The organism is Halalkalibacter alkalisediminis (genome assembly GCF_028610705.1).
GTDB classification, from domain to species: domain Bacteria; phylum Bacillota; class Bacilli; order Bacillales; family Bacillaceae_D; genus Halalkalibacter; species Halalkalibacter alkalisediminis.
On sequence record NZ_JAQQWT010000025.1, the window covers coordinates 16,637 to 37,917 of the forward strand.

The 21,281-nt window shown below is 37.3% G+C and carries 24 protein-coding genes; 21 read left to right on the forward strand and 3 right to left on the reverse strand.

From position 1 onward, the window contains the following. Positions 1–49 precede the first annotated feature (49 nt). The 8 genes from PQ474_RS20445 to PQ474_RS20480 all read left to right on the forward strand — a co-directional run bounded on the left by PQ474_RS20445 (position 50) and on the right by PQ474_RS20480 (position 9,068). On the forward strand, positions 50–2,179 hold the full coding sequence (locus PQ474_RS20445; protein WP_273847318.1) for a BglG family transcription antiterminator: 2,130 nt from the start codon (positions 50–52) through the stop codon (positions 2,177–2,179). A 2-nt stretch (positions 2,180–2,181) separates the two neighbouring features. Beyond that, complete coding sequence (locus PQ474_RS20450) at positions 2,182–2,619, forward strand: PTS mannitol transporter subunit IIA (protein ID WP_273847320.1); 438 nt, start codon at positions 2,182–2,184, stop codon at positions 2,617–2,619. 1 nt (position 2,620) lies between these two features. Further along, positions 2,621–3,769, forward strand: a complete 1,149-nt coding sequence (locus tag PQ474_RS20455) for a mannitol-1-phosphate 5-dehydrogenase (RefSeq protein WP_273847322.1) — start codon at positions 2,621–2,623, stop codon at positions 3,767–3,769. Between the two features lie 128 nt (positions 3,770–3,897). After that, complete coding sequence (locus PQ474_RS20460; protein ID WP_273847324.1) at positions 3,898–4,704, forward strand: uroporphyrinogen-III synthase; 807 nt, start codon at positions 3,898–3,900, stop codon at positions 4,702–4,704. Positions 4,705–5,369: 665 nt separating this feature from the next. Beyond that, complete coding sequence (locus tag PQ474_RS20465; RefSeq protein ID WP_273847326.1) at positions 5,370–5,975, forward strand: YitT family protein; 606 nt, start codon at positions 5,370–5,372, stop codon at positions 5,973–5,975. Positions 5,976–6,109: 134 nt separating this feature from the next. Beyond that, a complete protein-coding gene (locus PQ474_RS20470) occupies positions 6,110–6,628 on the forward strand; it encodes a GNAT family N-acetyltransferase (protein WP_273847328.1) in 519 nt (172 codons plus the stop codon). A 255-nt stretch (positions 6,629–6,883) separates the two neighbouring features. Further along, positions 6,884–8,293 (forward strand): alanine/glycine:cation symporter family protein, encoded by a 1,410-nt coding sequence (locus PQ474_RS20475; protein ID WP_273847330.1) that lies wholly within the window; start codon positions 6,884–6,886, stop codon positions 8,291–8,293. A gap of 277 nt (positions 8,294–8,570) precedes the next feature. Further along, positions 8,571–9,068, forward strand: coding sequence for an RDD family protein (locus tag PQ474_RS20480; RefSeq protein WP_273847331.1), 498 nt, complete (start codon positions 8,571–8,573; stop codon positions 9,066–9,068). A gap of 229 nt (positions 9,069–9,297) precedes the next feature. On the opposite strand, the gene PQ474_RS20485 is transcribed toward PQ474_RS20480, so the two are convergent. Beyond that, entirely contained in the window at positions 9,298–9,606 is a 309-nt protein-coding gene (locus PQ474_RS20485) for a winged helix-turn-helix transcriptional regulator (RefSeq protein ID WP_273847333.1), read from the reverse strand. A 162-nt stretch (positions 9,607–9,768) separates the two neighbouring features. Here PQ474_RS20485 and PQ474_RS20490 point away from each other — a divergent pair, with 162 nt between their 5' ends. Then, positions 9,769–10,185, forward strand: coding sequence for a universal stress protein (locus PQ474_RS20490; RefSeq protein ID WP_273847335.1), 417 nt, complete (start codon positions 9,769–9,771; stop codon positions 10,183–10,185). Between the two features lie 185 nt (positions 10,186–10,370). Continuing rightward, positions 10,371–10,511: a BH0509 family protein gene (locus PQ474_RS20495; RefSeq protein WP_273847337.1), complete on the forward strand. Its 141-nt coding sequence runs from the start codon at positions 10,371–10,373 to the stop codon at positions 10,509–10,511. Positions 10,512–10,870: 359 nt separating this feature from the next. Here the strand turns inward: PQ474_RS20495 and mgtE are convergent, their stop codons facing one another. After that, entirely contained in the window at positions 10,871–12,235 is a 1,365-nt protein-coding gene (mgtE, locus tag PQ474_RS20500) for a magnesium transporter (protein ID WP_273847339.1), read from the reverse strand. Positions 12,236–12,640: 405 nt separating this feature from the next. On the opposite strand from mgtE, the gene PQ474_RS20505 reads away from it, so the two are divergent. The 3 genes from PQ474_RS20505 to PQ474_RS20515 all read left to right on the forward strand — a co-directional run bounded on the left by PQ474_RS20505 (position 12,641) and on the right by PQ474_RS20515 (position 14,847). Then, entirely contained in the window at positions 12,641–12,967 is a 327-nt protein-coding gene (locus PQ474_RS20505; RefSeq protein ID WP_273847340.1) for a DUF2325 domain-containing protein, read from the forward strand. A 5-nt stretch (positions 12,968–12,972) separates the two neighbouring features. Further along, positions 12,973–13,494 carry a hypothetical protein gene (locus tag PQ474_RS20510; RefSeq protein WP_273847342.1) on the forward strand — a complete coding sequence of 174 codons (522 nt, stop codon included), beginning with the start codon at positions 12,973–12,975 and terminating at the stop codon, positions 13,492–13,494. A gap of 450 nt (positions 13,495–13,944) precedes the next feature. Then, positions 13,945–14,847 carry a metal ABC transporter substrate-binding protein gene (locus tag PQ474_RS20515; RefSeq protein WP_273847344.1) on the forward strand — a complete coding sequence of 301 codons (903 nt, stop codon included), beginning with the start codon at positions 13,945–13,947 and terminating at the stop codon, positions 14,845–14,847. 103 nt (positions 14,848–14,950) lie between these two features. Here the strand turns inward: PQ474_RS20515 and PQ474_RS20520 are convergent, their stop codons facing one another. Continuing rightward, positions 14,951–15,694: a rhomboid family intramembrane serine protease gene (locus PQ474_RS20520; protein ID WP_273847345.1), complete on the reverse strand. Its 744-nt coding sequence runs from the start codon at positions 15,692–15,694 to the stop codon at positions 14,951–14,953. A gap of 135 nt (positions 15,695–15,829) precedes the next feature. On the opposite strand from PQ474_RS20520, the gene acpS reads away from it, so the two are divergent. The 8 genes from acpS (at position 15,830) to PQ474_RS20560 (ending at position 21,256) form a co-directional block, all read left to right on the forward strand. Continuing rightward, the gene (gene acpS / locus PQ474_RS20525; protein WP_273847346.1) at positions 15,830–16,192 is read left to right on the forward strand and encodes a holo-ACP synthase; all 363 of its coding nucleotides are present in this window, start codon (positions 15,830–15,832) and stop codon (positions 16,190–16,192) included. A 223-nt stretch (positions 16,193–16,415) separates the two neighbouring features. After that, positions 16,416–17,426, forward strand: a complete 1,011-nt coding sequence (locus tag PQ474_RS20530; RefSeq protein WP_273847349.1) for a LolA family protein — start codon at positions 16,416–16,418, stop codon at positions 17,424–17,426. 120 nt (positions 17,427–17,546) lie between these two features. Then, positions 17,547–18,683, forward strand: coding sequence for an alanine racemase (alr, locus tag PQ474_RS20535; protein ID WP_273847351.1), 1,137 nt, complete (start codon positions 17,547–17,549; stop codon positions 18,681–18,683). A 184-nt stretch (positions 18,684–18,867) separates the two neighbouring features. Further along, a complete protein-coding gene (locus PQ474_RS20540; RefSeq protein ID WP_273847353.1) occupies positions 18,868–19,152 on the forward strand; it encodes a CopG family ribbon-helix-helix protein in 285 nt (94 codons plus the stop codon). 3 nt (positions 19,153–19,155) lie between these two features. Further along, entirely contained in the window at positions 19,156–19,506 is a 351-nt protein-coding gene (locus PQ474_RS20545) for a type II toxin-antitoxin system PemK/MazF family toxin (protein WP_034631315.1), read from the forward strand. Between the two features lie 143 nt (positions 19,507–19,649). Further along, positions 19,650–20,468, forward strand: a complete 819-nt coding sequence (locus PQ474_RS20550; RefSeq protein WP_273847359.1) for an STAS domain-containing protein — start codon at positions 19,650–19,652, stop codon at positions 20,466–20,468. Positions 20,469–20,482: 14 nt separating this feature from the next. Then, positions 20,483–20,839 (forward strand): STAS domain-containing protein, encoded by a 357-nt coding sequence (locus tag PQ474_RS20555; protein ID WP_273847360.1) that lies wholly within the window; start codon positions 20,483–20,485, stop codon positions 20,837–20,839. 3 nt (positions 20,840–20,842) lie between these two features. Continuing rightward, entirely contained in the window at positions 20,843–21,256 is a 414-nt protein-coding gene (locus PQ474_RS20560) for an anti-sigma regulatory factor (RefSeq protein ID WP_273847363.1), read from the forward strand. Positions 21,257–21,281 lie beyond the last annotated feature (25 nt).

Consider the following 21,281-nt stretch of genomic DNA (forward strand, 5'->3'; position numbering starts at 1 on the left):
CTGTGTTAGTTTAATTTTGTCATCATCCTTTACTGGATTGAGGTGAAAAATGTATATTACAGCGCGTGAAAGACAAATACTCGATAAGTTACTGGCATCAAATGAAGAGATAACCGTGAAAGATCTGGCTGACTTTATTGACGTAAGTGTCAGAACGATTCATCGGGATTTAAAAGGTGTAGAAGACATATTAAAAGGCTATCAACTTAGTTTAGTTAAGAAGTCTGGTGTAGGTATTCAGATCGTAGGAGGAAAAGAGCAGGTTGAACATTTAAAGTTATTCCTTTTTAATCTAATCCATCATGAATACTCTCCAGAAGAGAGACAAACGATTATTGCTTGTACACTACTTGAAGCAAGAGAACCAGTTAAATTGATCGCATTAGCTCAAGACTTAAATGTGACAATTGCAACGATCAGCAATGATTTGAACAAAGTAGAAGAGCAATTACAGAAGTATAAAAGTCTCTCTTTGATTAGAAAACGAGGCTATGGCGTTGAGATCGCTGGAGAAGAAACAGCAAAACGCAAAGCGATGAGTACGATTATCTCTGAAAATGTAGATGAATTTGACCTCTTGTCTCTGATTAGAGAAAACATTCAAAAGAAATCGACTACGCAAATGGATTCCATTTCCGAACGATTACTAGGGTTGGTCGAAAAGCGTAATTTACACATTGTTGAAAAAGTGATTGAAGAAATCAATAGAGAACTCCCTTATTCCATTGCCGATAGTGCCTATATGGGCTTAGTTGTGCATTTAGCCTTAGCGATGGAACGGATATTACAAGGAGAAAATATCGCTATTGATCAAGCCTATTTAGAAAAACTTCAAGTGACACCTGAATTTAAGATAGCAGAAAAGATCATTGGAAAGTTAGAAAAGGTTTTTCATACGGAGATCCCTAAAGCTGAAATTGGATATATTACCATGCATTTGCGTGGAGCAAAATTAAGGTACGACAAAGAATATTTAATAGAGGATACAAGTCTTCAAATTGCACTAAAAGCTAAAAGTCTTATCCAGTATGTAGAGAAACGAACAGGTCAGTCGCTCAGGGAAAACCAATCTTTACTCCAAGGCTTAGTGGCACACTTAAGTCCGGCGATTTTTCGCATCAAGCAAAATATGGGGATTACGAATCCTTTATTAGCTAAAATTAAAAATGATTATGAAGAGCTTTTTTCCATTGTCAAAGATGGGGTGCAAGTCATATTAACGGATTTAGAAGTGCCGGATGAAGAGATAGGATATTTAGTTCTACATTTTGGATCTGTTCTTCTAGGTAAGAGCCGGCAAAACACTCTTAAAGCCTTAGTCGTTTGTTCCAGTGGAATTGGAACGTCGAAAATGCTAGCCACAAGGTTACAACGAGAGTTGCCTTCGATCAAAGAAGTGCGTAATGTTTCCTTATTTGAGTTGTATCGTATGAACAAAGCGGACTATGATCTCATTTTATCGACCATTCGGATACCGGAATTGGAGCACGAGTATATCCTCGTCAATCCGATTTTAACGGATGAAGAGGTTGACAAAATTAAACGATATCTAACCCAGCACCCTAAACAGGATGAAGAAAACAATGCCGACTCAACCGAAGAAGATTTCATCGTTGAATCCTTTTCAAAAAAGGAGCACACGCTCAATCGCTTAAAACTAAATAAAGACTATGTTGATACAGTAGTCACTCTTTTAGAGGGTTTTACAGTGGTTCAATCTAAGGAAGAAAAGAGCTTGAATGCCATTTTGACACAAGCTTGTGCTCGTTTATATGAGCAGAAAATTATTGCGGACGTTAAGACAGTAATAGCTGATTTGAGGGCTAGAGAGCAAGTAGGTGGTTTAGGAATTCCAGATACGAAACTGGCGTTATACCATGCACGTAGCCAGGCCGTCTTAAAACCATCGTTTACCGTGATCGCCTTAAGCGAGCCAATTTCGATAAAGGCGATGGATCAATCGAATCTATTGGTTGAAACGATTTTACTTATGCTCTCACCGAACGAGGTATCTACGGCCACCCTAGAAATCCTAAGTCAAATTAGTGCGTTAATCATTGAAGATGAATTTAGCCTATTACGATTTGAATCAAAGGATGAAGGAAGAATTTCTTCCTATCTTGCAACCAAACTAGAGAAATTCATAGAAGAAAAAACTATCGAACTTAGGAGTGTGTAATCATGACATTACCCGTATTATCAAAAGAAAACATTCAATTAAATCAAAAGGTAGAAACAAAAGAAAATGCCATTAAAATGACAGGAGAACTATTAGTCGCTCGAGGATACGTTCAACCATCTTACATTGATAAAATGTTAGAAAGAGAAGAATTAACGTCAACGTATATGGGCAATTTTGTTGCCATCCCACATGGTACAGAAGAAGGAAAACAATCAGTAAATGAATCAGGGATCGCGATTATCCAAGTTCCTGAAGGGGTCGAGTTTGGTACAGGTAATGTTGTGAAATTGCTTATTGGAATAGCAGGAAAAGAAGATGAGCATCTAGATATCCTTTCTCAGATTGCCATTGTTTGTTCGGAAGAAGAAAACGTAGAGAAAATTGTTGCTGCAACATCTGCTGAGGAGATTTTGGAGTTATTCGAAGGAGTGAACTAATATGTTAGCTGTCCATTTTGGTGCCGGAAACATAGGCAGAGGCTTTATCGGTTTGCTATTAAACGAAGCGGGTTATCATACGACATTTGTAGATGTGAACAAAGAAATCGTAGATTTGCTCAACGAAAGAAATGAATACAACGTTGTCTTAGCGGCCGAATCTAAGGATGAAGTCACAGTTAATCATGTCTCTGCTCTTAACAGTATGACTGAGGCAGAGAAGGTCATTGAGGCGATCGGTAAAGCGGATCTGATTACAACGGCTGTCGGACCTAATATTCTACCGATTATTGCAAAGTTGTTAACTGAAGGACTGCAAGAGAGAGTGAAAACGAACCAGACGCCCCTTAATGTGATTGCGTGCGAGAACTTAATTGGTGGGAGTACACTCTTGAAGAAACATGTCTATAATCAACTCGATGAAACGGAAAAGTCAATTATGGATCAAGTGATTGGCTTCCCAGATGCAGCGGTTGATCGCATTGTTCCGAATCAGGTTAATGACGACAAATTATTAGTGATGGTGGAGCCTTATTATGAATGGGTCGTGGATCAGTCGATGCTGGTTGGAAAGCAGCCGATCATTAAGGGGATCACGTTTGTTGAGGCGTTGAATCCGTATATTGAAAGGAAATTATTCACCGTCAATACCGGTCATGCCGTAGCGGCTTATCTCGGTTATCACTATGGCATACCATCGATTGACCAAGCGTTAGAAAATAAAGAAGTCAAAGGGCTTTTAGAAAAAACATTAAATGAAACAGGCCTATTATTATCGCAAAAACATTCCTTTAAGCAAGAAGAACACAGACATTATATTAGAAAAATCATTAAACGATTTGAAAATACGTATCTGGCTGATGATGTGACGCGTGTAGGTAGAGGGCCCCTTCGGAAACTGGGTCCTAATGACCGACTCGTTGGACCAGCGAAGCAGTTTATTGAAGTCGTTGGCCAACAGCCAGTTTACTTGGCAAAGGCGATTGCTGCAGCATTAAAATATGACGTGAAAACAGATGAAGAGGCTGTTCAAATTCAACAACTGATATCAGATAAGGGTTTACATGAAGCTATTACAGAAATAACTGAGTTGCGTCAAGATCATGATTTATTTAAACTAATTGTTGAACAATACCATTCTTTAGGCTAAGAAATCTAAGGCTATCTCTATAATAGAGATGGTCTTTTAGTTTTTGGTGGCAAAACGTGTAAATTTCTGAGAATTCGTACAAGATACGGTATAATGTAATGTAGATAAAGAAGAAAGGGAATGATTTGATGAGCTTACATAATAAACGTGTTGTTCTCGCAGCATCAAGGAAAACGGATGAAATGAGTACACTAATTGAAAAACAAAAAGGGACGCCTCTCGTTCGCTCTTTGCAGGGTACTGTCTTTTTAAATGATGAACAAGTGAGAGGTGATCTTAAAAGGATCATGGAAGAAGAATTCGATTGGATGATTTTTACGACAGGGATTGGGACAAATAGGCTAATAGACTTAGCGGAAGAAATGAACATAAAGGATTCATTTTTAACTAAAATTCATGGAGCAAAAATTGGTTCAAGGGGGTATAAGACGTTTGCCTCTTTGAAAAAAATTGAAGTTAACCCACTAGCTAAAGATGAGGATGGAACGATTAATGGGCTGGTTGAGTCACTGAAATCATTCGATTTTAAAGGGAAACGTGTAATGGTTCAACTTCATGGTGAAAATGCGCCTTCGCTTATTCGATTCTTAGAAGAAGCTGGCGCAAAAGTGATGCAAGTGCTCCCTTACAAGCATGTTGATCCTGACCTTGAGACAGTTCAGCTATTTTGTGATGAATTGTTGCAAGCAAAAATCGATGCTGTCTGCTTTACAGCAGCCATTCAAGTACGTTCGCTCTTTAAATATGTAGAGGAGCGTAGGATCGTCAATGAGGTCAAAGAGGCATTTAAAACCAATACTCTAGCGGTCGCGGTTGGGAAGGTAACCGCAGAAGCTTTACATGAGGAAGGAATTGAACGTGTCATTTCGCCTGAATTAGAGAGAATGGGTGCTATGATCATTGAGTTGAGCCGTTATTATGAGGAGAAGGAATAGGAGTAAGCAAAAGAGGATTGCATTCCTCTTTTGCTTTTTTTAGGTGCTAGAACAGAGCGGCTAAGACGTCACTTGGAAAGAGCAAAGCTTGGGAGAGTTGTGTTAGTAAAGTTTATGATAATCATTTTAAGTGGATGATGACATGTATATTTTATAAAAGGCATGAACAGACACTTATCTACGATGTCAATGATGCTGTTAGCTAGGTCATAGATATATCAAAAACTATAGAGTGACAGCAATTGATGGAACGGGTTATTCCTATTCAAGCAGATACCATTTGCGTACATGGTGGTGGGGATTCCTTCATTGTTGACTTGGTAAAGTATTAGAAAGTGAACAGGTAATATTATACCGATTGTAAGTTATTAGCGAAAGTGACTCTACAAGGTAACTTGTAAGAGTCACTATTTATTTTTTTGAAATAATAATAGGTGAAAGGTAAGTATAATAATAAGTAGAGGAAGTAACTGTTTTTATTTTAGTCGAACAACGCTTTAAAGGCTAATCGCGTTTACGTATGCATTTGCGAGTAGCGGTGGCATTGCTTATAATAAAAGGAATATATAAAACCTTAGTTGTTATTTATGGAAAGTGTGCAGATGTGTATAAAAGATTGTAAAATAATTTTTTGTGAAGGGGAGGGAGTGGCTACTATGAAATGATTGAATGTAATTCTAGGTTGTTTAGTTGTGAGTTTTGGTATATTTATTCTACAAAACGCACAAGTAACAACGGGCGGGACAGCTGGGTTGGCTTTGAGTTTAACGTATGCCATCCATTTGCCGTTCTCCGTCATGTTCTTTTTAATTAACATTCCGTTTTATATTTTAGCCGTTTTTAAGATGGGTTGGAAATTTACGTTATCGACGCTTTTCGCTGTCACGGTGTTATCGTTATTAACGGAAATGGTTCAATTGCTGCCTGATTTTTCAATCTCACCATGGATTGGAGCGATTGTTGGAGGAATTGTTTGTGGATTTGGGTTGTCTATTTTATTCTTAAATGGTTCATCTTTAGGTGGAGCTAATATCCTAAGTCTGTATCTTCAGCAAAAGTTTAAATTAGATCCAGGCAAAACGATTTTCGTGTTTGATTTTATGGTTATTGTCATTGGCCTATTTTCAATTGGGCTATTAAATGGGTTTTACTCGGTTTTATCAATCGTTATGATCTCTTATATTATTAGTTACTTTAAAGGGAAGATTGCCGCTCAAAATGTGGTTAAACCAAAAGTGGTTAGAGGATCAGCGCAACCGAGTGCCTCTTAGAATATATGTTGAAAGCCTTGCTATCGCAAGGTTTTTTTATTTGTTTGTGAGGAACCTTCACAGCATAGAGGGTATCAAGCGCTTAGGGTGAATATTAATAAAGAAATATTGAAATAGAAAGTGGTGGTAGAGGGATGAATATTAAATTAGAGCCCTTATCGGTTGAGTGTACAAAGAAGCTGTTTATTTTCGAAAAAGAAAATAGAACTTTCTTTGAAACGATGGTGCCGAGTAGGGGGGAAGACTACTATCAATATGATCGATTTTTACAAAGTTTAAATGAGTTATTGGTAGAACAAGAACGAGGGGAAGGGAATTATTTTTTAATTGTTAATGAAGTAGGAGTGATCGTTGGTCGTATTAACTTATTTAATGTTAGGAAACATCCGAGTTTTTCCGCAGACTTAGGCTACAGGGTAGGAAAAAAATATCTAAGGAGAGGGATCGCTTCTATAAGTCTTGAATTATTACTTGGAAAAGTGATAGTTGAACATAAAAAGGCTGAGATTCGAGCTAAAACGACCAGTCATAATATCGGCTCTCAAAAAATTCTTGAAAAACATCAATTTGTTAGGCGAGTAGTTAAAGAAAAGGGAGTTGAACTGAATGGGCACCTCTTTGATTTTTTAGAATATTATTGGAAGAATTATTAAGACAATTTTAAAACTGAGACCGATAACCTTATCTATCATTCATTTTCGAGATAAGTAGTTAACTATACCTAAGTAAGGCGGAATGACGGCACTTAACGGGGTCTTTAGACTGGATATTGAGAGAAAGTGACACAGCCAATAGAAAAGAAATAAATGGCTTGTTAAATCTTCTGACAATTTAGTTTACAACTGAAGGTGACAAGTGTATATTGAAAAAGTATTCTGATAATTTCTTTTAAAGAGAGGTGTTCATTTTTGCAGGCAATTATTGATTTTCTTAACAATTTTTTATGGACTTATGTAGTTATTGGTGGTTTGCTTGGTGCGGGTTTGTATTTTACGTTTAAAATAAAGTTTATGCAGTTTCGTTCCATTGGAGAGATGTTCCGTGTGGTTACGGAAAAATCAAAAGATGTAAAAGGAATGAAAAGTATTAGTCCATTTAAATCGTTCGCGATCGGTGCTGCAACACGAATTGGTACAGGGAACCTTGCAGGGGTTACAGTTGCGATTGTACTAGGTGGACCTGGAGCAGTTTTTTGGATGTGGGTTGTAGCCTTACTTGGTGGTGCAACTAGCTTTATTGAGTCTACACTTGCACAAGTTTATAAGATCCGAGATAAAGAAGCGTTTCGCGGGGGTCCTGCTTATTACATTGAAAAAGGATTAGGACAAAGATGGTTAGGGGTCATTTTTGCTGTTTTAATTGCCATTACATTTGGACTCATTTTCAATTCTGTTCAAAGTAATACGATTGCAGGAGCTTTTGATAATGCATTTGGTGTAAGCCCATGGGTAATGGGCGTTATTATGACAGTGTTAGCTGGTGTAATCATTTTTGGTGGAGTTCATCGTATCGCGAACTTCTCTAGTATCATTGTTCCGGTCATGGCAGTTTTATATATCATTATTGCTTTAGTAGTTGTTGTGATGAATGTTTCTGAAATTCCTGCTGTTTTCGGACTAATTGTACGTAGTGCATTTGGTTTTGAACAAGCACTTGGTGGGGGGATTGGTGCAGCGATCATGATGGGTGTACGCCGTGGTCTCTTTTCGAATGAAGCAGGTATGGGTAGTGCCCCAAATGCTGCTGCAACAGCGAGTGTTTCTCACCCTGCTAAACAAGGGTTTGTCCAAACTTTAGGAGTATATGTAGATACATTAGTTGTTTGTTCTGCAACGGCATTTATCATTTTGTTGAATACAGACTATCACCTAAGTGAAGCAGAAGGAATTCAATTGTTGCAAAATTCTCTCAGCTTACAAATCGGTGGTTGGGCAAGTTACTTTATCGCAGCTGCAATTTTTATGTTTGCATTTAGCTCTATTATTGGTAGCTACTACTATGGTGAGACAAATATTGAGTTTATCAAGAAAAGCAAAACAGCTGTTAACGTTTATCGACTTCTTACCATGGGATTTGTGCTTTTTGGCTCAGTAGCAAGTTTAGGTCTTGTATGGGATTTAGCAGATGTATTTATGGCACTAATGACAGTCATTAATATCATTGGTATCCTACTATTAGGTAAAATTGCTTTTAAAGTACTTAAAGATTATGAAGATCAACGAGCTCAAGGTCTTGATCCCGTGTTTAGTCCTAAGAAATTAGGGATTGAAAACACAGAAGCTTGGGATGATGAAGAATCAGATAAAATGGTCGGATAAGGATGGTTCGAAAGAAAGCTTACTACGGAAATGTAGTGAGCTTTCTTTCGTTTAAAAAAGAATGAGTAGTTGTTTGATTTAGATTTTTCGCAAGAAGTAAGCTCTAACTAAATTTTACTACTCAAAAGAACTTCTATGAAGCATCTTGAAAAAGTGACACATTGAACAAGGTATCTTAGATTACTTTGTTTTACTTACTAAAAATATTTTGAAAACTCGAACTAAAAAATGGTAAAATTTAGTTAGGCGAACGAATCAATTAGGGGTTGATAAATGGATGTATGAAGAAGTAAACGAACAAACGGAGGAGAAGTGGGTCAAACGGTTATTAGATAAACATCAACGTGCAGGTGGATGGATGCGTTTATGGGCAGGGCTCTTTGATTTTATCTTTTTAGCGCTGATTATGATCATAACAGCAGCGATCACAACGTCTTGGATGTTTGTCCAATCAGAGTCGCCGTCTGATAATATTGAGTATATTCGCCATTACATATGGGAGAATGAATTTCACTTATATATCATTAATTGGATTGTCCTGCTCGTTGTTTTTTTTACCGTTCATCTTATTTATTCAGTCCGGGAGAAGCGAACGATAGGTATGATTATCGTGGATTTATATGTTTATAATGAAAGAGCAGAGAAACCAAGTGCAGCTCAGTTTTTTATTCGAGAGATGTTAAAATATCTTCTATTCCCTTTTTTTCTTACGTCTTTCGCCTCATCAAGGCGGACACTATATGATAAAATAACAAATACGTATTTAGTGAAATAAAAAACACCTGAAAAACAGGTGTTTTTTTATGTGAGGTGGTTCAGTATGAAAACGGAAACGACATGGATCAAGCCTCCTTTTTTCTATGGTTAGATAATGGTTATGGTTGCCAGGAGGCTATACAAGTATCATCATCTTAATGATGGTTTCCCCCATAATAGGGGCAATATTTGCTTACTGCTCAGCAAAGCCATAAAAAGACACGTTGGTATCATAACCACGTGTCTTTTTAAGTCCATCGTTCTCCCCATGATTGAATCGATTCAATAACAGGTCGAAGGGCAAGACCTTTTTCCGATAAAACATATTCAATTCGCACTGGTTTTTCTGGAAAAACATTTCGAACAATGATATTTTGCTGTTCTAGCTCTTTCATCCGTTCGGTTAATATGCGATCACTCATATCGGGTATTTGTGCTTTAATGTCTTTGAATCGTTTAGGTCCGTCTAATAGGACACGTATAATTAGTCCAGTCCATTTTTTCCCTAACAAATCAATTGCTGTTTCGTACTTAGGACACATTTGACTGTAATCCATATAATCACCTCGATTATATTTAGTTTACCACATGGACTTGTGATAAATAAGTATTTAGGCGATAAACTTTAAAATACGAGCGGAATTCTATTTCTCCTGTAATGCAACTTGCATATGCTGTGTAAAGTAGAATAAGAGGAAAACGATTATAGGAGGAGTCTGATGTTTAATAAAATGATAGTTGCGATTGATGGGTCAGAACAATCGTTGAGAGCCGCTGAAAACGCGATTGTTTTAGCCGAAAAGAGCGATGCACATGTGTATGTGGTGTATGTAATTGATCGTAGCATATCTAAAACTGAAGTTATGCAAACATGGGACTTTTTAGGAATCACTGAAAAAAAACGAAAAATGTTCAAACGCGTAGAAAAAGCAGCTGAAAACGGAAGGATAAGCTATGAGGTGAAATTCATTAGGGGGGAGCCTGCTGTCGCTATCATAAATTTCGCGGAAGAGATGGATGCTGACTTAATTGTGATTGGAAGTAGAGGCTTGAGTCAATTTCAACAGCTAGTATTAGGAAGCGTGAGTCATAAAGTAGTGAAGAAGGCTACATGTCCAGTATTAATCGTAAAATAACCTAGTTTACAAGGGGTTGAGGCCGCTGACAAAGAGACTACTTGTCCTTTGTCAGTGGTCTTTTTAACGCAAAAATAAAATTAGGCTTACAATTTCGAAAATTTCGTTGACGAATCTTTTTTAACTGTTATATAATAACAACAAATAAAATATATTGTATTAAAACAGAGGAGGAGCGATTCAAGATGAGCAGACAAGAACGAGAGAATATGATTCAGTTTCTAACAAAGGTACAGGGATTAACGGAAGGGAAGTTAATGTTGATGACAGATGAAGATGTTGAACACTTATATACACGTGCCTATAGCTTACACGAAAAAAATTAATAGAACGGTGGAATGATAAAGAGACTTACTCAAATGGAACCTTTGAGTAAGTCTTTTTATCTTGTTCTAGGACAAAATATAGTATACTAACCATATGAATTTGATTAAAGGTGGTAGCAAATGAGAATGTCGAACAAGAAATTATTTATTATTATCTCTATTATCGTCGCCATTTATGGCATTTCTTATTGGGTAATAGGAGACATTTTAACAAGATGAAAAAGGAAAGCAACTCTGTCACAGGGTTGCTTTTTGTACATCTAAAACGAATTGCTTTAGAATATTTGTATCTATTTGTCTATTTCCGAGGAAATTTGTTGAATCTTATATTTGTAGAAGTGGTTAAGCCTGCAAATCAATTATAACCCCTGTAATTGAGATAAAAATGCGGAGGCGATCCCGAAATAGATGATGAGGGAAAAGATATCATTTAATGTTGTAATTAGGGGGCCAGAAGCTACAGCTGGATCGACACCAAAGCGGTTCAATGTTAGTGGAATAATCGTTCCAGCTAATGTACCCACAATCAGCGTAATCAATAAAGAACTACCGACAACAAACCCTAAAATTAAACTACCTAACCATACGTAAGCGATTAGGAAAATAAGGATACTACAAATAATTCCGATGATGATCCCAACTCTTAATTCCCTGAATATTAGTTTTACTACAGTTTTGCGGTCTGTGTCACTCGTAATAATCCCTCGCACTACGACTGCTAGTGATTGAGTTCCTGTATTCCCTGTCATCCCAGCGATCATGGGCATGAAGAAAATAAGGGCAACTGCTTGTTCTAACGTCTCTTCAAATCCACTAATAATACTTCCTGATACAAGACCAATAAATAATAAGAGCACGAGCCATGGTAGGCGGCGCATGGAAGCTGTTATAGCTTTCGTATTAAAATCAATGGCTTTACCAGTCGCTGATAGTTTTTCAATATCTTCGTTTGCTTCTTGAATCATGACATCAATGGCATCATCAACGGTGATGATCCCTTTTAATACATTTTGGTCATCAACTACAGGTACAGCTATGAAGTCATAGCGTTCAATCGTTTGAGCAACTTCTTCTTGATCATCATTGACATGGACAGCGACTACTCTTGTAAACATTAAGTCCTCAATAACATCTTTCAAATCGGCAATTAATAAGTCACGGTAGGAAACAACACCAACCAACTTTTTCTCTGCATTAATAACATACAAATAGTAAATATTCTCAGAGAAACTGGCATACTCTTTCAGTTTATCAACAGCTTGTCTTACCGTTTGATTTGCATGAATCCAAATGAATTGATTCGTCATAATCCCCCCAGCTGTATCAGCAGGGTAACTCATTAGAGATTGGATGTTTTGAGAGTCTTCTTTCTTCATGACATCTAGAAATTCTTGGATCTTGTCAACGGATAGCTCATTTAAAAGATCGGCGAGATCATCATTGTCCATCAAGTCCATTACTTTAGATGAGCGCTCAATTCCAAGCTTATGTAAAATTTCAATTTGCATTTCATATTCTAATTCTTGAATTAAATCAGCTATTTGTGAAGGAGTCAAAAACGTAAGAAATTTATGATGGTGTTTCTCAGGCAAACTTTTATAAAGTTGTGCAAAATCATAAGGGTGTAATTCATCAAGAATTTCTTGCAGAGCTCCGCGCTTAGCCTCTCTCATATACTTAATAATCAGTACTAATAATTGATCTTCTGTCATATTGGCTACCATTTTGTTCCCTCCAATCCTCATTTCCTTACTTTACAAAAAAAAAATGCTTAAGTAAAACGGTTCTTACATTAAAATAGAAAATTACGCTAAAGTAGCTATTTGTGTTATTCCCTCTTTATAAAGTAATGAACCCTTTTATAAGAAAAAGGGTAGTGGATATTTAAAAAATAGCAGAAAAATTTTATTTTGTCTTATTTAATAACAGGTTTTTTATTTGCGTTTATTATTAAAGGTATTATTTATTGAAAAGAGAGTAGATAAAATTCACAGGAGTTGTCGCTGTTTTTTGAGGGGAAAGGAGTGATGTAATGAACTTCTTTTTATCATTCACTAATTGATCATTGACAATGAGAATCAATTTCAATTATTATAGTGATAACAATTATCAATGCTAGGGGTGGAGAAATGTCTTCTTTATTAATAGTAGGCGCAGATCGTCTTGGATCAATTCCAAAAAAATTAGAAGAACTTGGTTTTAATGAGATTATCCATATGAGTGGTCGTAAAGTTCAAATGGTAAAGAAGGAAATACCTTCTCATATTGATCTCATTCTTGTGTTAACCGATTTTATTAATCATAATCTAACAGCTGTCTTAAAAAAGAAAGCGATGGAACAATCTATCCCTGTCTGTTATGCAAAGCGCTCGTGGTGTTCGATTTATCAAGCGATCGGGAAATGTGATTACGGTTGCTCTAATCTTAAAAATTGTCTAATGTCAAAGGAAGGCTAAAAGAGATGTCGATGGTTTCTTATGCTTCTTTTCTTAAATGCCCTTATCAGTATGCGGATCGATCGTTCAGCTGCTGGAAGGAAGCTGTGCAAAATACGATAAACGATATTGTGAAAGCTTTTTTAAAGACTCCTTATGCAGTAAGAACACACTTTGGAACACTTAAATTAATCAGTGACCATTGGAGTCAAGTAGATCGCAGTTTATTTGATTCTTATCAACATTTTATTCTTACATCTGCTAAAGTAACGGATCATTTACTTCAAGTTTTAATGTCAGTTAAAAATGAGCAGGAACCAATTTTCGAGATGGAGATCTCTTCATTAATGAGCATACCTAGTGATAGTGGTTTTATAGAAGAAGAAGGATTCATCTTTGAAAAAATTTTAATTGAGGTAGATGAAAAGGAACTAAGTACATATTGGGATATCTTTAAACTCTATTGCTCAAGCAATTGCGATGTGCCTCCAAAGCAAATAGAGGTGGTTGATCTTCTTAATGCCAAAAGATATGTTCATTTTCCGTAAGTTAGAATGTATTTGTAAGTTTGAAAATAATGAAATATATGTATGTCAATAGTAGAACAAGTGTTAAGTCATAAAGTACTTACACTTGTTTTTTGTGTTGTGGGTGTCATCTTCAGCTCAAGAAAAGATAGAGTAAGGAGCCCTTGAACACCAAAAGAGAAGGTTAGTATATCGAAAGGCGTCCGTCAACAAGAAATAAATGAAAAAGGTAGTAAATTCTGATTTACTACCTTTTTCATTTATTTTTTTGAAAATACTAGACAAAAGATTTGGAATATGAAAAAATAAGTTGCATAAGGTAAAATTAGTTAGTTCTATCAAAAAAGGTTGTCCTTTAACAAGAGTCTGCTTTTTTTAAAGTGTTTTTTGCCTATACGCAACATTTATTATCACGAAAAGTTGCGTGTGTGCATTTCTTTGGTAAGGAACTAATGAGGAGGAGGAAATAAAATGAGAAGGAGATTTATGTTTTTTTGGATGACATTGATGAGTGCGCTAGTATTAGCGGCGTGTGGAGGAACTGATGACCCTTCTACTGCAGATGAAGGATTAAAGATCGTAACAAGTTTCTCAATATTAGGTGACATAGCACAGGAAGTTGCCGGTGATCGTGCACAAGTAGAATACTTAGTTCCAATTGGTGAGGAGCCACATGAGTACGAAACAATTCCAAGTGATTTTCAAAAAGTAAGTGATGCGGATGTGTTCTTTGTTAATGGATTTGGACTTGAAGGATGGTTAGAGCGCCTTGTTCAAAATGTAGGTGATGTTCCGATAGTGACTGTTTCAGAGGGAGTAACACCTTTACCAATATCCGGTAAAGATGAAGAGGATCCACATGCTTGGTTAGATGTCGTAAATGTGATTACTTATGTAGAGTACATTAGGGATGACTTAATGGAGCGTGACCCTGAAGGTGCACAAATTTATGAAGAAAACGCGCAATCTTATATAGCTGAATTAGAAAATCTTCATGCTTGGATTCAAGCTAAAGTTGATGAAGTTGACGAATCAAAACGGACGATTGTCGTAAGTGAAAATGCATTTAAATATTTTGGTGAACAATATGGGTTTCATACGGTGGGAATTTGGGAGTTAAATTCTCATGAAGAAGGAACTCATAGTCAAATCGCCAGTGTTGTTGATACCATTAAGGATGAAGGAATCCCAGCTGTTTTCGTTGAAACAACGGTCGATAAACGCTATATGGAAACTGTAGCACGTGATGCGGGTGTTGATATTGCAGGTGAGGTATACACGGATGCAGTAGGTCTAGACGGCAGTGGGGCAGAAACGTATATTAAGATGATGGAACATAATGTAAGTACGTTTGTTGAAGGACTAAAACAATAAAGCAAAAGGCTCAACTTCAATTAAATAAGTAACGAAAACGCAATGGACTTCACTTGGTCCATTGCGTTTTGTCGTATAAGTTCACTGAAGCTTTTTATATGATTTAGAAGAGTCGGGCTAGAATGCCAGCCGCTACGAGTATTGCAAAACCAATCCATAAGCCTTTCTTGATTCGTTTGTTGGTTACTCGTTTTTTTTGCCAACGGTCCGGGTCAAACGTTGGTGGTCCATCATCAGCGACAACTCGACTTGCGTAATAGGGCTTTACTCCAATTAGGATTAATGGAGCTAGCGCAGCACCGGCAATTAAGCCGAATAAATGAGCTAAAACATTAATATTAGAATTAACGAACGTCATAACTAAACCAATTAAAAGAATCGTGATAACAAGTTGAGAATTCGCAGAATCAATAAGGTCTTTCCGGTAAATAACGAAATACACGTAAAGGCCAAATAAACCAAAAATGGCACCAGAGGCACCTAGATGTTGCATGTAAGGGTTGCCTAGATAAAAAGTGGCGATATTTGCTATAATGCCAGTTAACAAGTAAACGAGAAGAAATTTAAACTTACCAAGCATTCTCTCAAGAGCAGGACCGAATATAACTAGTGAGAATGAATTAAAAATAACGTGTCCAATGCCAATATGCATAAAGATTGGAGTAATTAAGCGCCAATATTCACCGTATGCAACGGCTAAATTGTTACCAATCCCGATGGCAAGGATGGAGCGTCCTCCAGGTAAGAAGTTCATCCAAATAAATAATATGAGATGAATGGCTACCAAAATCGTAATAATGGGATAAGATCGTCTAAACGAGTAGAAGCTTTCGTTTCGAATAAACATGATACGGCCTCCTTTTCTATCTGCTATTATAACAGAAAATACAATAATACCCTTATTATGAAGGTATGAAATAACGATAAAGAAGATTCTGACGGATGGAAATGGAAGCGTGATAAAGAAAGAGGGATTACATACATGATTAGTGGGATTGGAATTGACATTGTTGAACTAGAACGTATCTCAAAAGTGATGGAGCGCCAACCACGATTTGTAGATCGCATTTTAACGACATCTGAAAAAAATTTTTTCGTAGAATTAAGCGAATCTAGACAAATTGAGTTTTTAGCAGGAAGATTTGCGGCAAAGGAAGCTTTTGTTAAAGCGATTGGTACAGGAATTTCTGCTAGTTATAGCTGGCAAGATATTGAGGTTCAAAAAGAACCGACAGGACGCCCAATCCTAGTTGTGACGGGACTTAGCAATAAGGTGCATTTATCGATTTCCCATAGTAAAACATATGCCGTTGCCCAAGTTTTAATTGAAAGCTTGTCAAGCTAGTCTGCATATTGCTCAAGGTTGTCTCATATAGTTGTAGAGCGAATAGAAGAGATCAAGTCATTCAGGCAGAGTCAGGTCTAATTTCTACAAAGACGTTTCGGTTTTATACCAGTAAGCATTCCAGTCATTCTTACTGATAGCTAAAGCGGAACACACAACCATGAGAAGCCGTCTCTTGAATGTGTTCGCTCTCTTCATTCAAATGAGACAAAGGGGTGAAAGCATGAAAAAAGCAATCTGGTTCGCTACTCTAGGATTACTACTATCTATGATTCTCGTAGGTTGCGGCGAAAAAACACAGGAAGATATTATGACTGATCTAGACAACAAGCTTTCGGAAATGACTGGGTACAAAGCGAAGTCTACGATGACGTTAGAAACAGGAAAGGATCAACAAACGTATGAAGTTGATGTTTGGCATCAAGTAAAAAGCTATTATCGTGTAGCTTTACAAAATGAAAACAAGGATCAAAGTCAAATCATTCTTCGTAATGATGACGGAGTTTTCGTGTTGACACCTGCTTTAAACAAGAGTTTCCGTTTCCAAAGTGACTGGCCAACAAACAGCAGTCAAGTATACTTGTATGAATCTCTTATCCAAGATATTTTAATGGATCCAGAGCGTTCTTTCCAAGCTGATGAAGATTATTACATCTTCCAAACGAACACAAACTACCAAAATAAAAACTTAAGCACACAGGAAATTAAATTAAATAAAAAAGACTTATCACCTGCACAAGTGAAGATCATGAATGCAGATCTTGAAGTGCTTGTACAGCTTGATTTTACAAACTTTGAGTGGAATGCAAGCTTTAATGAGGGTGACTTCGATATGGAGCGTAACATGACGGGTGCGCAAATGACGGAAGAGCCAGCTATGGCAGAACCGTTAGAGGCGATGACGGTTTACTATCCAATGTACACACCGGATGGTACTCAGTTTGACTCTTCAAGAAACATTGAATCAGAAAATGGAGAGCGTGTTGTTCTTCAGTACATGGGTGAACAACCATTTACGTTAATTCAGGAGCAAAGTCAAGTGGTTCCAGCCTCAACACCAATGAATATGAGTTCAGGAGAGCCTGTTGACCTTGGCTTTACAATTGGGGTTATGACAGAGGAATCTTTAATGTGGTCGTACAACGGCGTTGACTTCTTCCTTGCATCTGAGAATTTAAGTGCAGAAGAGATGATGTCTATTGCAAGTTCTGTTTATGGGACAGAGGAAAAATAAGGAGTAAAGAGGATGAGCGAAAGGGGGTTCCCGTTTTGCTTATCCTCCTTTTTCTATTTAGATGAGCCTTATGGTAAAATACAGAGAATAATGAAACCGTTGTTGGTAGGAGAGGGAAAAATGAGTGAAGTATTTTATCGGGATACATGGGCGGAAATTGATTTAACAGCAATTGCTAAAAATGTGACAGCAATCAGTCACCTTTACGAACATAAAGACGTAAGTGTGATGGCGGTTGTTAAGGCAAATGGATATGGCCATGGTGCGGTCGAGGTAGCTAAAACAGCTTTAAAATCTGGAGCGAGTTACTTAGCAGTTGCGCTTTTAGACGAAGCGATTCGTTTGCGTGAAGCTAATATCGAAGCACCCATTCTCGTTCTTGGTCGAATCAGGCCAGAGGATGTACTGATAGCTGTTAAAAATCACGTTTTGGTTACAGTGTTTCAAATTGAGTGGTTAGAAGAAGCAAAGAAGCAACTTTCTCATGAGGATTCTATTCAAATTCATTTGAAGTTCGATACGGGCATGGGAAGGGTCGGGTTGAGAACGAAAGAAGAGGCTGCTGCTTTGGTCGATTTTCTAGTTGAAAATAAAGAACAATTTGAAGTTAATGGAGTGTATACCCATTTTGCAACAGCCGATGAACGAGATCCTTCTTATGTTACGAAGCAATATGAACGATTCGTTAGTATGTTAAGTTGGTTAAAGGAATGGCAGCTTGATGTGCCATTGATTCATAGTGGGAATAGCGCAGCGGGCATGCGTTATCCAGAGAAAAACTTCAACTTATTTCGACTAGGCATTTCCATGTACGGACTGACTCCGTCACCAGATATTACCGAGGAGCTTCCTGTTCAATTAAAACAAGCCTTCTCTCTCAAAAGTCGCTTGGTACAAGTGAAAGAATTACCGGTAGGTGAAGCGATAAGCTACGGTGCAACATATCGAACAGAAAAGAAGGAATGGATTGGGACGATTCCAATTGGGTATGCAGATGGTTGGCTTAGGTATCATAGTACGAATGGTGGAGAAGTTTTAATCAATGGGAAGCGAGCGCCTTTTGTCGGACGTATTTGTATGGATCAATGTATGGTTCGCTTACCTGAAAAAATGGAAGTGGGAGCGGTTGTAACATTGATTGGTGAAGATGGAAATGATAAAATAACAATGGATGAAGTTGCTAGCAGGCTAGGAACCATCAATTACGAAATTCCATGTGTGATTGGTCAAAGAGTGCCGAGAATTTATTTGGACTAAAGCGAGCGAGGGATGAATATATATTTCTTGTTGGTCTAAATAAGAAAATAAAAAGATAGACCATTCGGCCTTTGCATTTCAATATAGCTAGTGCTATTATTAAACATGGATATTAAAAAGGAAGCATCTGTTTAAAAATGAAAAAATAAATTAGCATAAAGTTAATGGTGGATGCTGGGGGTGGATGTTTGTGTCAGAGCAAAGCACAAAGCGCATTGTAATCAATTTGCCACAACATTTGTTGAACGAGGTGGACGGTGTGATCAAAAAAGAAAACGTCAATCGTAGTGAATTTATTTCACAAGCAACAAAGATGTATCTTCGCGAACGTAAGAAACGTCAAATTCGGGAGACTATGCAGCAAGGCTACATGGAAATGGCGAAAATCAACCTAAACATTGCATCAGAATCTTTTCTTGCCGAGGAGGAAGCAGAGATTACCCTCGATCGCTTAGTGAGTGGGGTGTAGCTTTTGATTGTTAAAAGAGGCGACGTATACTTTGCAGATCTCTCACCTGTTGTTGGTTCAGAGCAAGGCGGAGTTCGTCCTGTACTCGTCATACAAAATGATATTGGGAATCGTTTTAGTCCAACGGTAATTGTAGCTGCTATTACAGCACAAATCCAAAAGGCGAAGCTGCCCACACACGTTGAAATCAATGCCAAGCGGTATGGATTTGATCGTGACTCCGTTATCTTACTTGAACAAGTTAGAACGATTGATAAGCAAAGGCTAACTGATAAGATTACACACTTAGATGATGATATGATGAATCGTGTGAATGATGCTCTCTTCATAAGTTTAGGACTTATTGATTTCTAGTTTAAAAATAAAAACCTCATTGTGAAATGGGGTTTTTTTGCGTGGATTTAGAAAAAATGTGAAAAAATTTATACAGTTTTATCTTTGCAACTCTTTTTCAACCGTGAAATAATAGAATATAAGTATTTACAGGAGGACAAGCTATGCAACCTTATATTGTTTCGTTAATTAGTAATCAAAGAGAAATGTTAATGGATCTATGGAAGAAAGAGCTAGGAATCATTAGACAGGAAAATTATTTGCATTCCATTTCGGATACGGTTTATGAAAATACAAATCAGCAATTTATGCATTTTATCATTGAAATGGTAGATGTGGATGAAAAAGAAGCGAAGATGAAGTTAAGTTCATTTGCGGAAGAATACATTCAAAGTGGTTGGCCACTTTCTTACTTTACACAAGGACTTCAAGCGTTCCGTCGTGTGAATTTAGCTTTGTTATCAGAAACTGAATCGAACATTGCAGATGTCCTTTCTAGTTTTAGTGAACTAGAAAGCTGGATTGATGGAATCATTAATCATCTAGTAAATGATTACACCGGGACTTGGGAAGATATTTTTGAAATGCAAAAGCTTTCCTTACTTGAATTATCGGCTCCTTTAATTCCTGTATTAGAAGGTGTAACGGTCATGCCTTTAATTGGGACGATTGATACAGCTCGAGCTAAGTTAGTCATGGAGAATTTACTTGAAGGGGTCATTGAACATCGGTCGCAAGTCGTTTTGATTGATATTACAGGGGTGCCAGTTGTAGATACAATGGTCGCTCATCATATTATCCAAGCGTCGGAAGCTGTGCGTTTAGTGGGAGCTCGTTGTATTCTAGTTGGAATACGACCAGAAATTGCTCAGACCATTGTGAATTTAGGAATAGACTTAAGTAAATTCCCGACGAGAAGCACGCTAAGAAAAGGGATTGAAACGGCATTAGAATTAACGAATAAAAAATTGATTGATTTGTAAGTTGGAGGATAGCAATGAGAATTCCAATATTAAAGTTACGCCACTATTTATTAATTAGTGTTCAGGTCGATCTAGATGACCAAACGGCTTTGCAATTTCAAGAAGATCTTCTTAATAAAATTCATCAAGAAGGTTCACTTGGAGTTGTCATTGATTTAACTTCTGTAGATATGATTGATTCTTTCATAGCCAAGGTACTTGGTGATGTAGTCGATATGTCCAACTTAATGGGAGCAAAAGTGGTATTGACTGGTATACAACCAGCTGTTGCGATAACGCTTATTGACATGGGTATTACACTCAATGATGTTCAAACTGCTCTTGATTTAGAGCAAGGTCTTGATAAGTTGCAACAGGAATTGGAGGGGTAATCAATGGAAACCCAATCCTGTGTGGAAGTGAAAAATGAATGGGGGATTGTCGCTGCTAGACAAGCGGGCCGTTCATTATCAAAGGAGATTGGATTTGGCAGTGTTGATCAAGCGCGAATCACGACAGCTATTTCTGAACTCGCACGAAATATCTACCTCTATGCAAAACGAGGAGAAATATGTCTAGAACTAGTAGAGAAGCCTATCAAACTAGGATTACGAAAAGGTATTAAGATTATTGCTAAAGATCATGGTCCGGGAATCCCTGATATTAGACAAGTGATGGTGGATGGTTTTACAACATCTGGAGGTATGGGGGCTGGATTACCAGGGGTTGAACGATTAATGGATGATTTTGCAATTGATTCTCAAAAGAGTGAAGGTACCACTGTTACGGCAACTAAATGGCTTCGGTGATTGTAACTTTTAGGTAAAGGAGGGC

What these genes read in the sequence shown, in the direction of transcription:
- PQ474_RS20445 (WP_273847318.1), top strand. Translation starts at nt 50, where the DNA reads ATGTATATTACAGCGCGTGAAAGACAAATACTCGATAAGTTACTGGCA.
- PQ474_RS20450 (WP_273847320.1), top strand. Translation starts at nt 2,182, where the DNA reads ATGACATTACCCGTATTATCAAAAGAAAACATTCAATTAAATCAAAAG.
- PQ474_RS20455 (WP_273847322.1), top strand. Translation starts at nt 2,621, where the DNA reads ATGTTAGCTGTCCATTTTGGTGCCGGAAACATAGGCAGAGGCTTTATC.
- PQ474_RS20460 (WP_273847324.1), top strand. Translation starts at nt 3,898, where the DNA reads ATGAGCTTACATAATAAACGTGTTGTTCTCGCAGCATCAAGGAAAACG.
- PQ474_RS20470 (WP_273847328.1), top strand. Translation starts at nt 6,110, where the DNA reads ATGAATATTAAATTAGAGCCCTTATCGGTTGAGTGTACAAAGAAGCTG.
- PQ474_RS20480 (WP_273847331.1), top strand. Translation starts at nt 8,571, where the DNA reads ATGTATGAAGAAGTAAACGAACAAACGGAGGAGAAGTGGGTCAAACGG.
- PQ474_RS20485 (WP_273847333.1), bottom strand. Translation starts at nt 9,606, where the DNA reads ATGGATTACAGTCAAATGTGTCCTAAGTACGAAACAGCAATTGATTTG.
- PQ474_RS20490 (WP_273847335.1), top strand. Translation starts at nt 9,769, where the DNA reads ATGTTTAATAAAATGATAGTTGCGATTGATGGGTCAGAACAATCGTTG.
- PQ474_RS20495 (WP_273847337.1), top strand. Translation starts at nt 10,371, where the DNA reads ATGAGCAGACAAGAACGAGAGAATATGATTCAGTTTCTAACAAAGGTA.
- mgtE (WP_273847339.1), bottom strand. Translation starts at nt 12,235, where the DNA reads ATGGTAGCCAATATGACAGAAGATCAATTATTAGTACTGATTATTAAG.
- PQ474_RS20505 (WP_273847340.1), top strand. Translation starts at nt 12,641, where the DNA reads ATGTCTTCTTTATTAATAGTAGGCGCAGATCGTCTTGGATCAATTCCA.
- PQ474_RS20510 (WP_273847342.1), top strand. Translation starts at nt 12,973, where the DNA reads ATGTCGATGGTTTCTTATGCTTCTTTTCTTAAATGCCCTTATCAGTAT.
- PQ474_RS20515 (WP_273847344.1), top strand. Translation starts at nt 13,945, where the DNA reads ATGAGAAGGAGATTTATGTTTTTTTGGATGACATTGATGAGTGCGCTA.
- PQ474_RS20520 (WP_273847345.1), bottom strand. Translation starts at nt 15,694, where the DNA reads ATGTTTATTCGAAACGAAAGCTTCTACTCGTTTAGACGATCTTATCCC.
- acpS (WP_273847346.1), top strand. Translation starts at nt 15,830, where the DNA reads ATGATTAGTGGGATTGGAATTGACATTGTTGAACTAGAACGTATCTCA.
- PQ474_RS20530 (WP_273847349.1), top strand. Translation starts at nt 16,416, where the DNA reads ATGAAAAAAGCAATCTGGTTCGCTACTCTAGGATTACTACTATCTATG.
- alr (WP_273847351.1), top strand. Translation starts at nt 17,547, where the DNA reads ATGAGTGAAGTATTTTATCGGGATACATGGGCGGAAATTGATTTAACA.
- PQ474_RS20540 (WP_273847353.1), top strand. Translation starts at nt 18,868, where the DNA reads ATGTTTGTGTCAGAGCAAAGCACAAAGCGCATTGTAATCAATTTGCCA.
- PQ474_RS20550 (WP_273847359.1), top strand. Translation starts at nt 19,650, where the DNA reads ATGCAACCTTATATTGTTTCGTTAATTAGTAATCAAAGAGAAATGTTA.
- PQ474_RS20555 (WP_273847360.1), top strand. Translation starts at nt 20,483, where the DNA reads ATGAGAATTCCAATATTAAAGTTACGCCACTATTTATTAATTAGTGTT.
- PQ474_RS20560 (WP_273847363.1), top strand. Translation starts at nt 20,843, where the DNA reads ATGGAAACCCAATCCTGTGTGGAAGTGAAAAATGAATGGGGGATTGTC.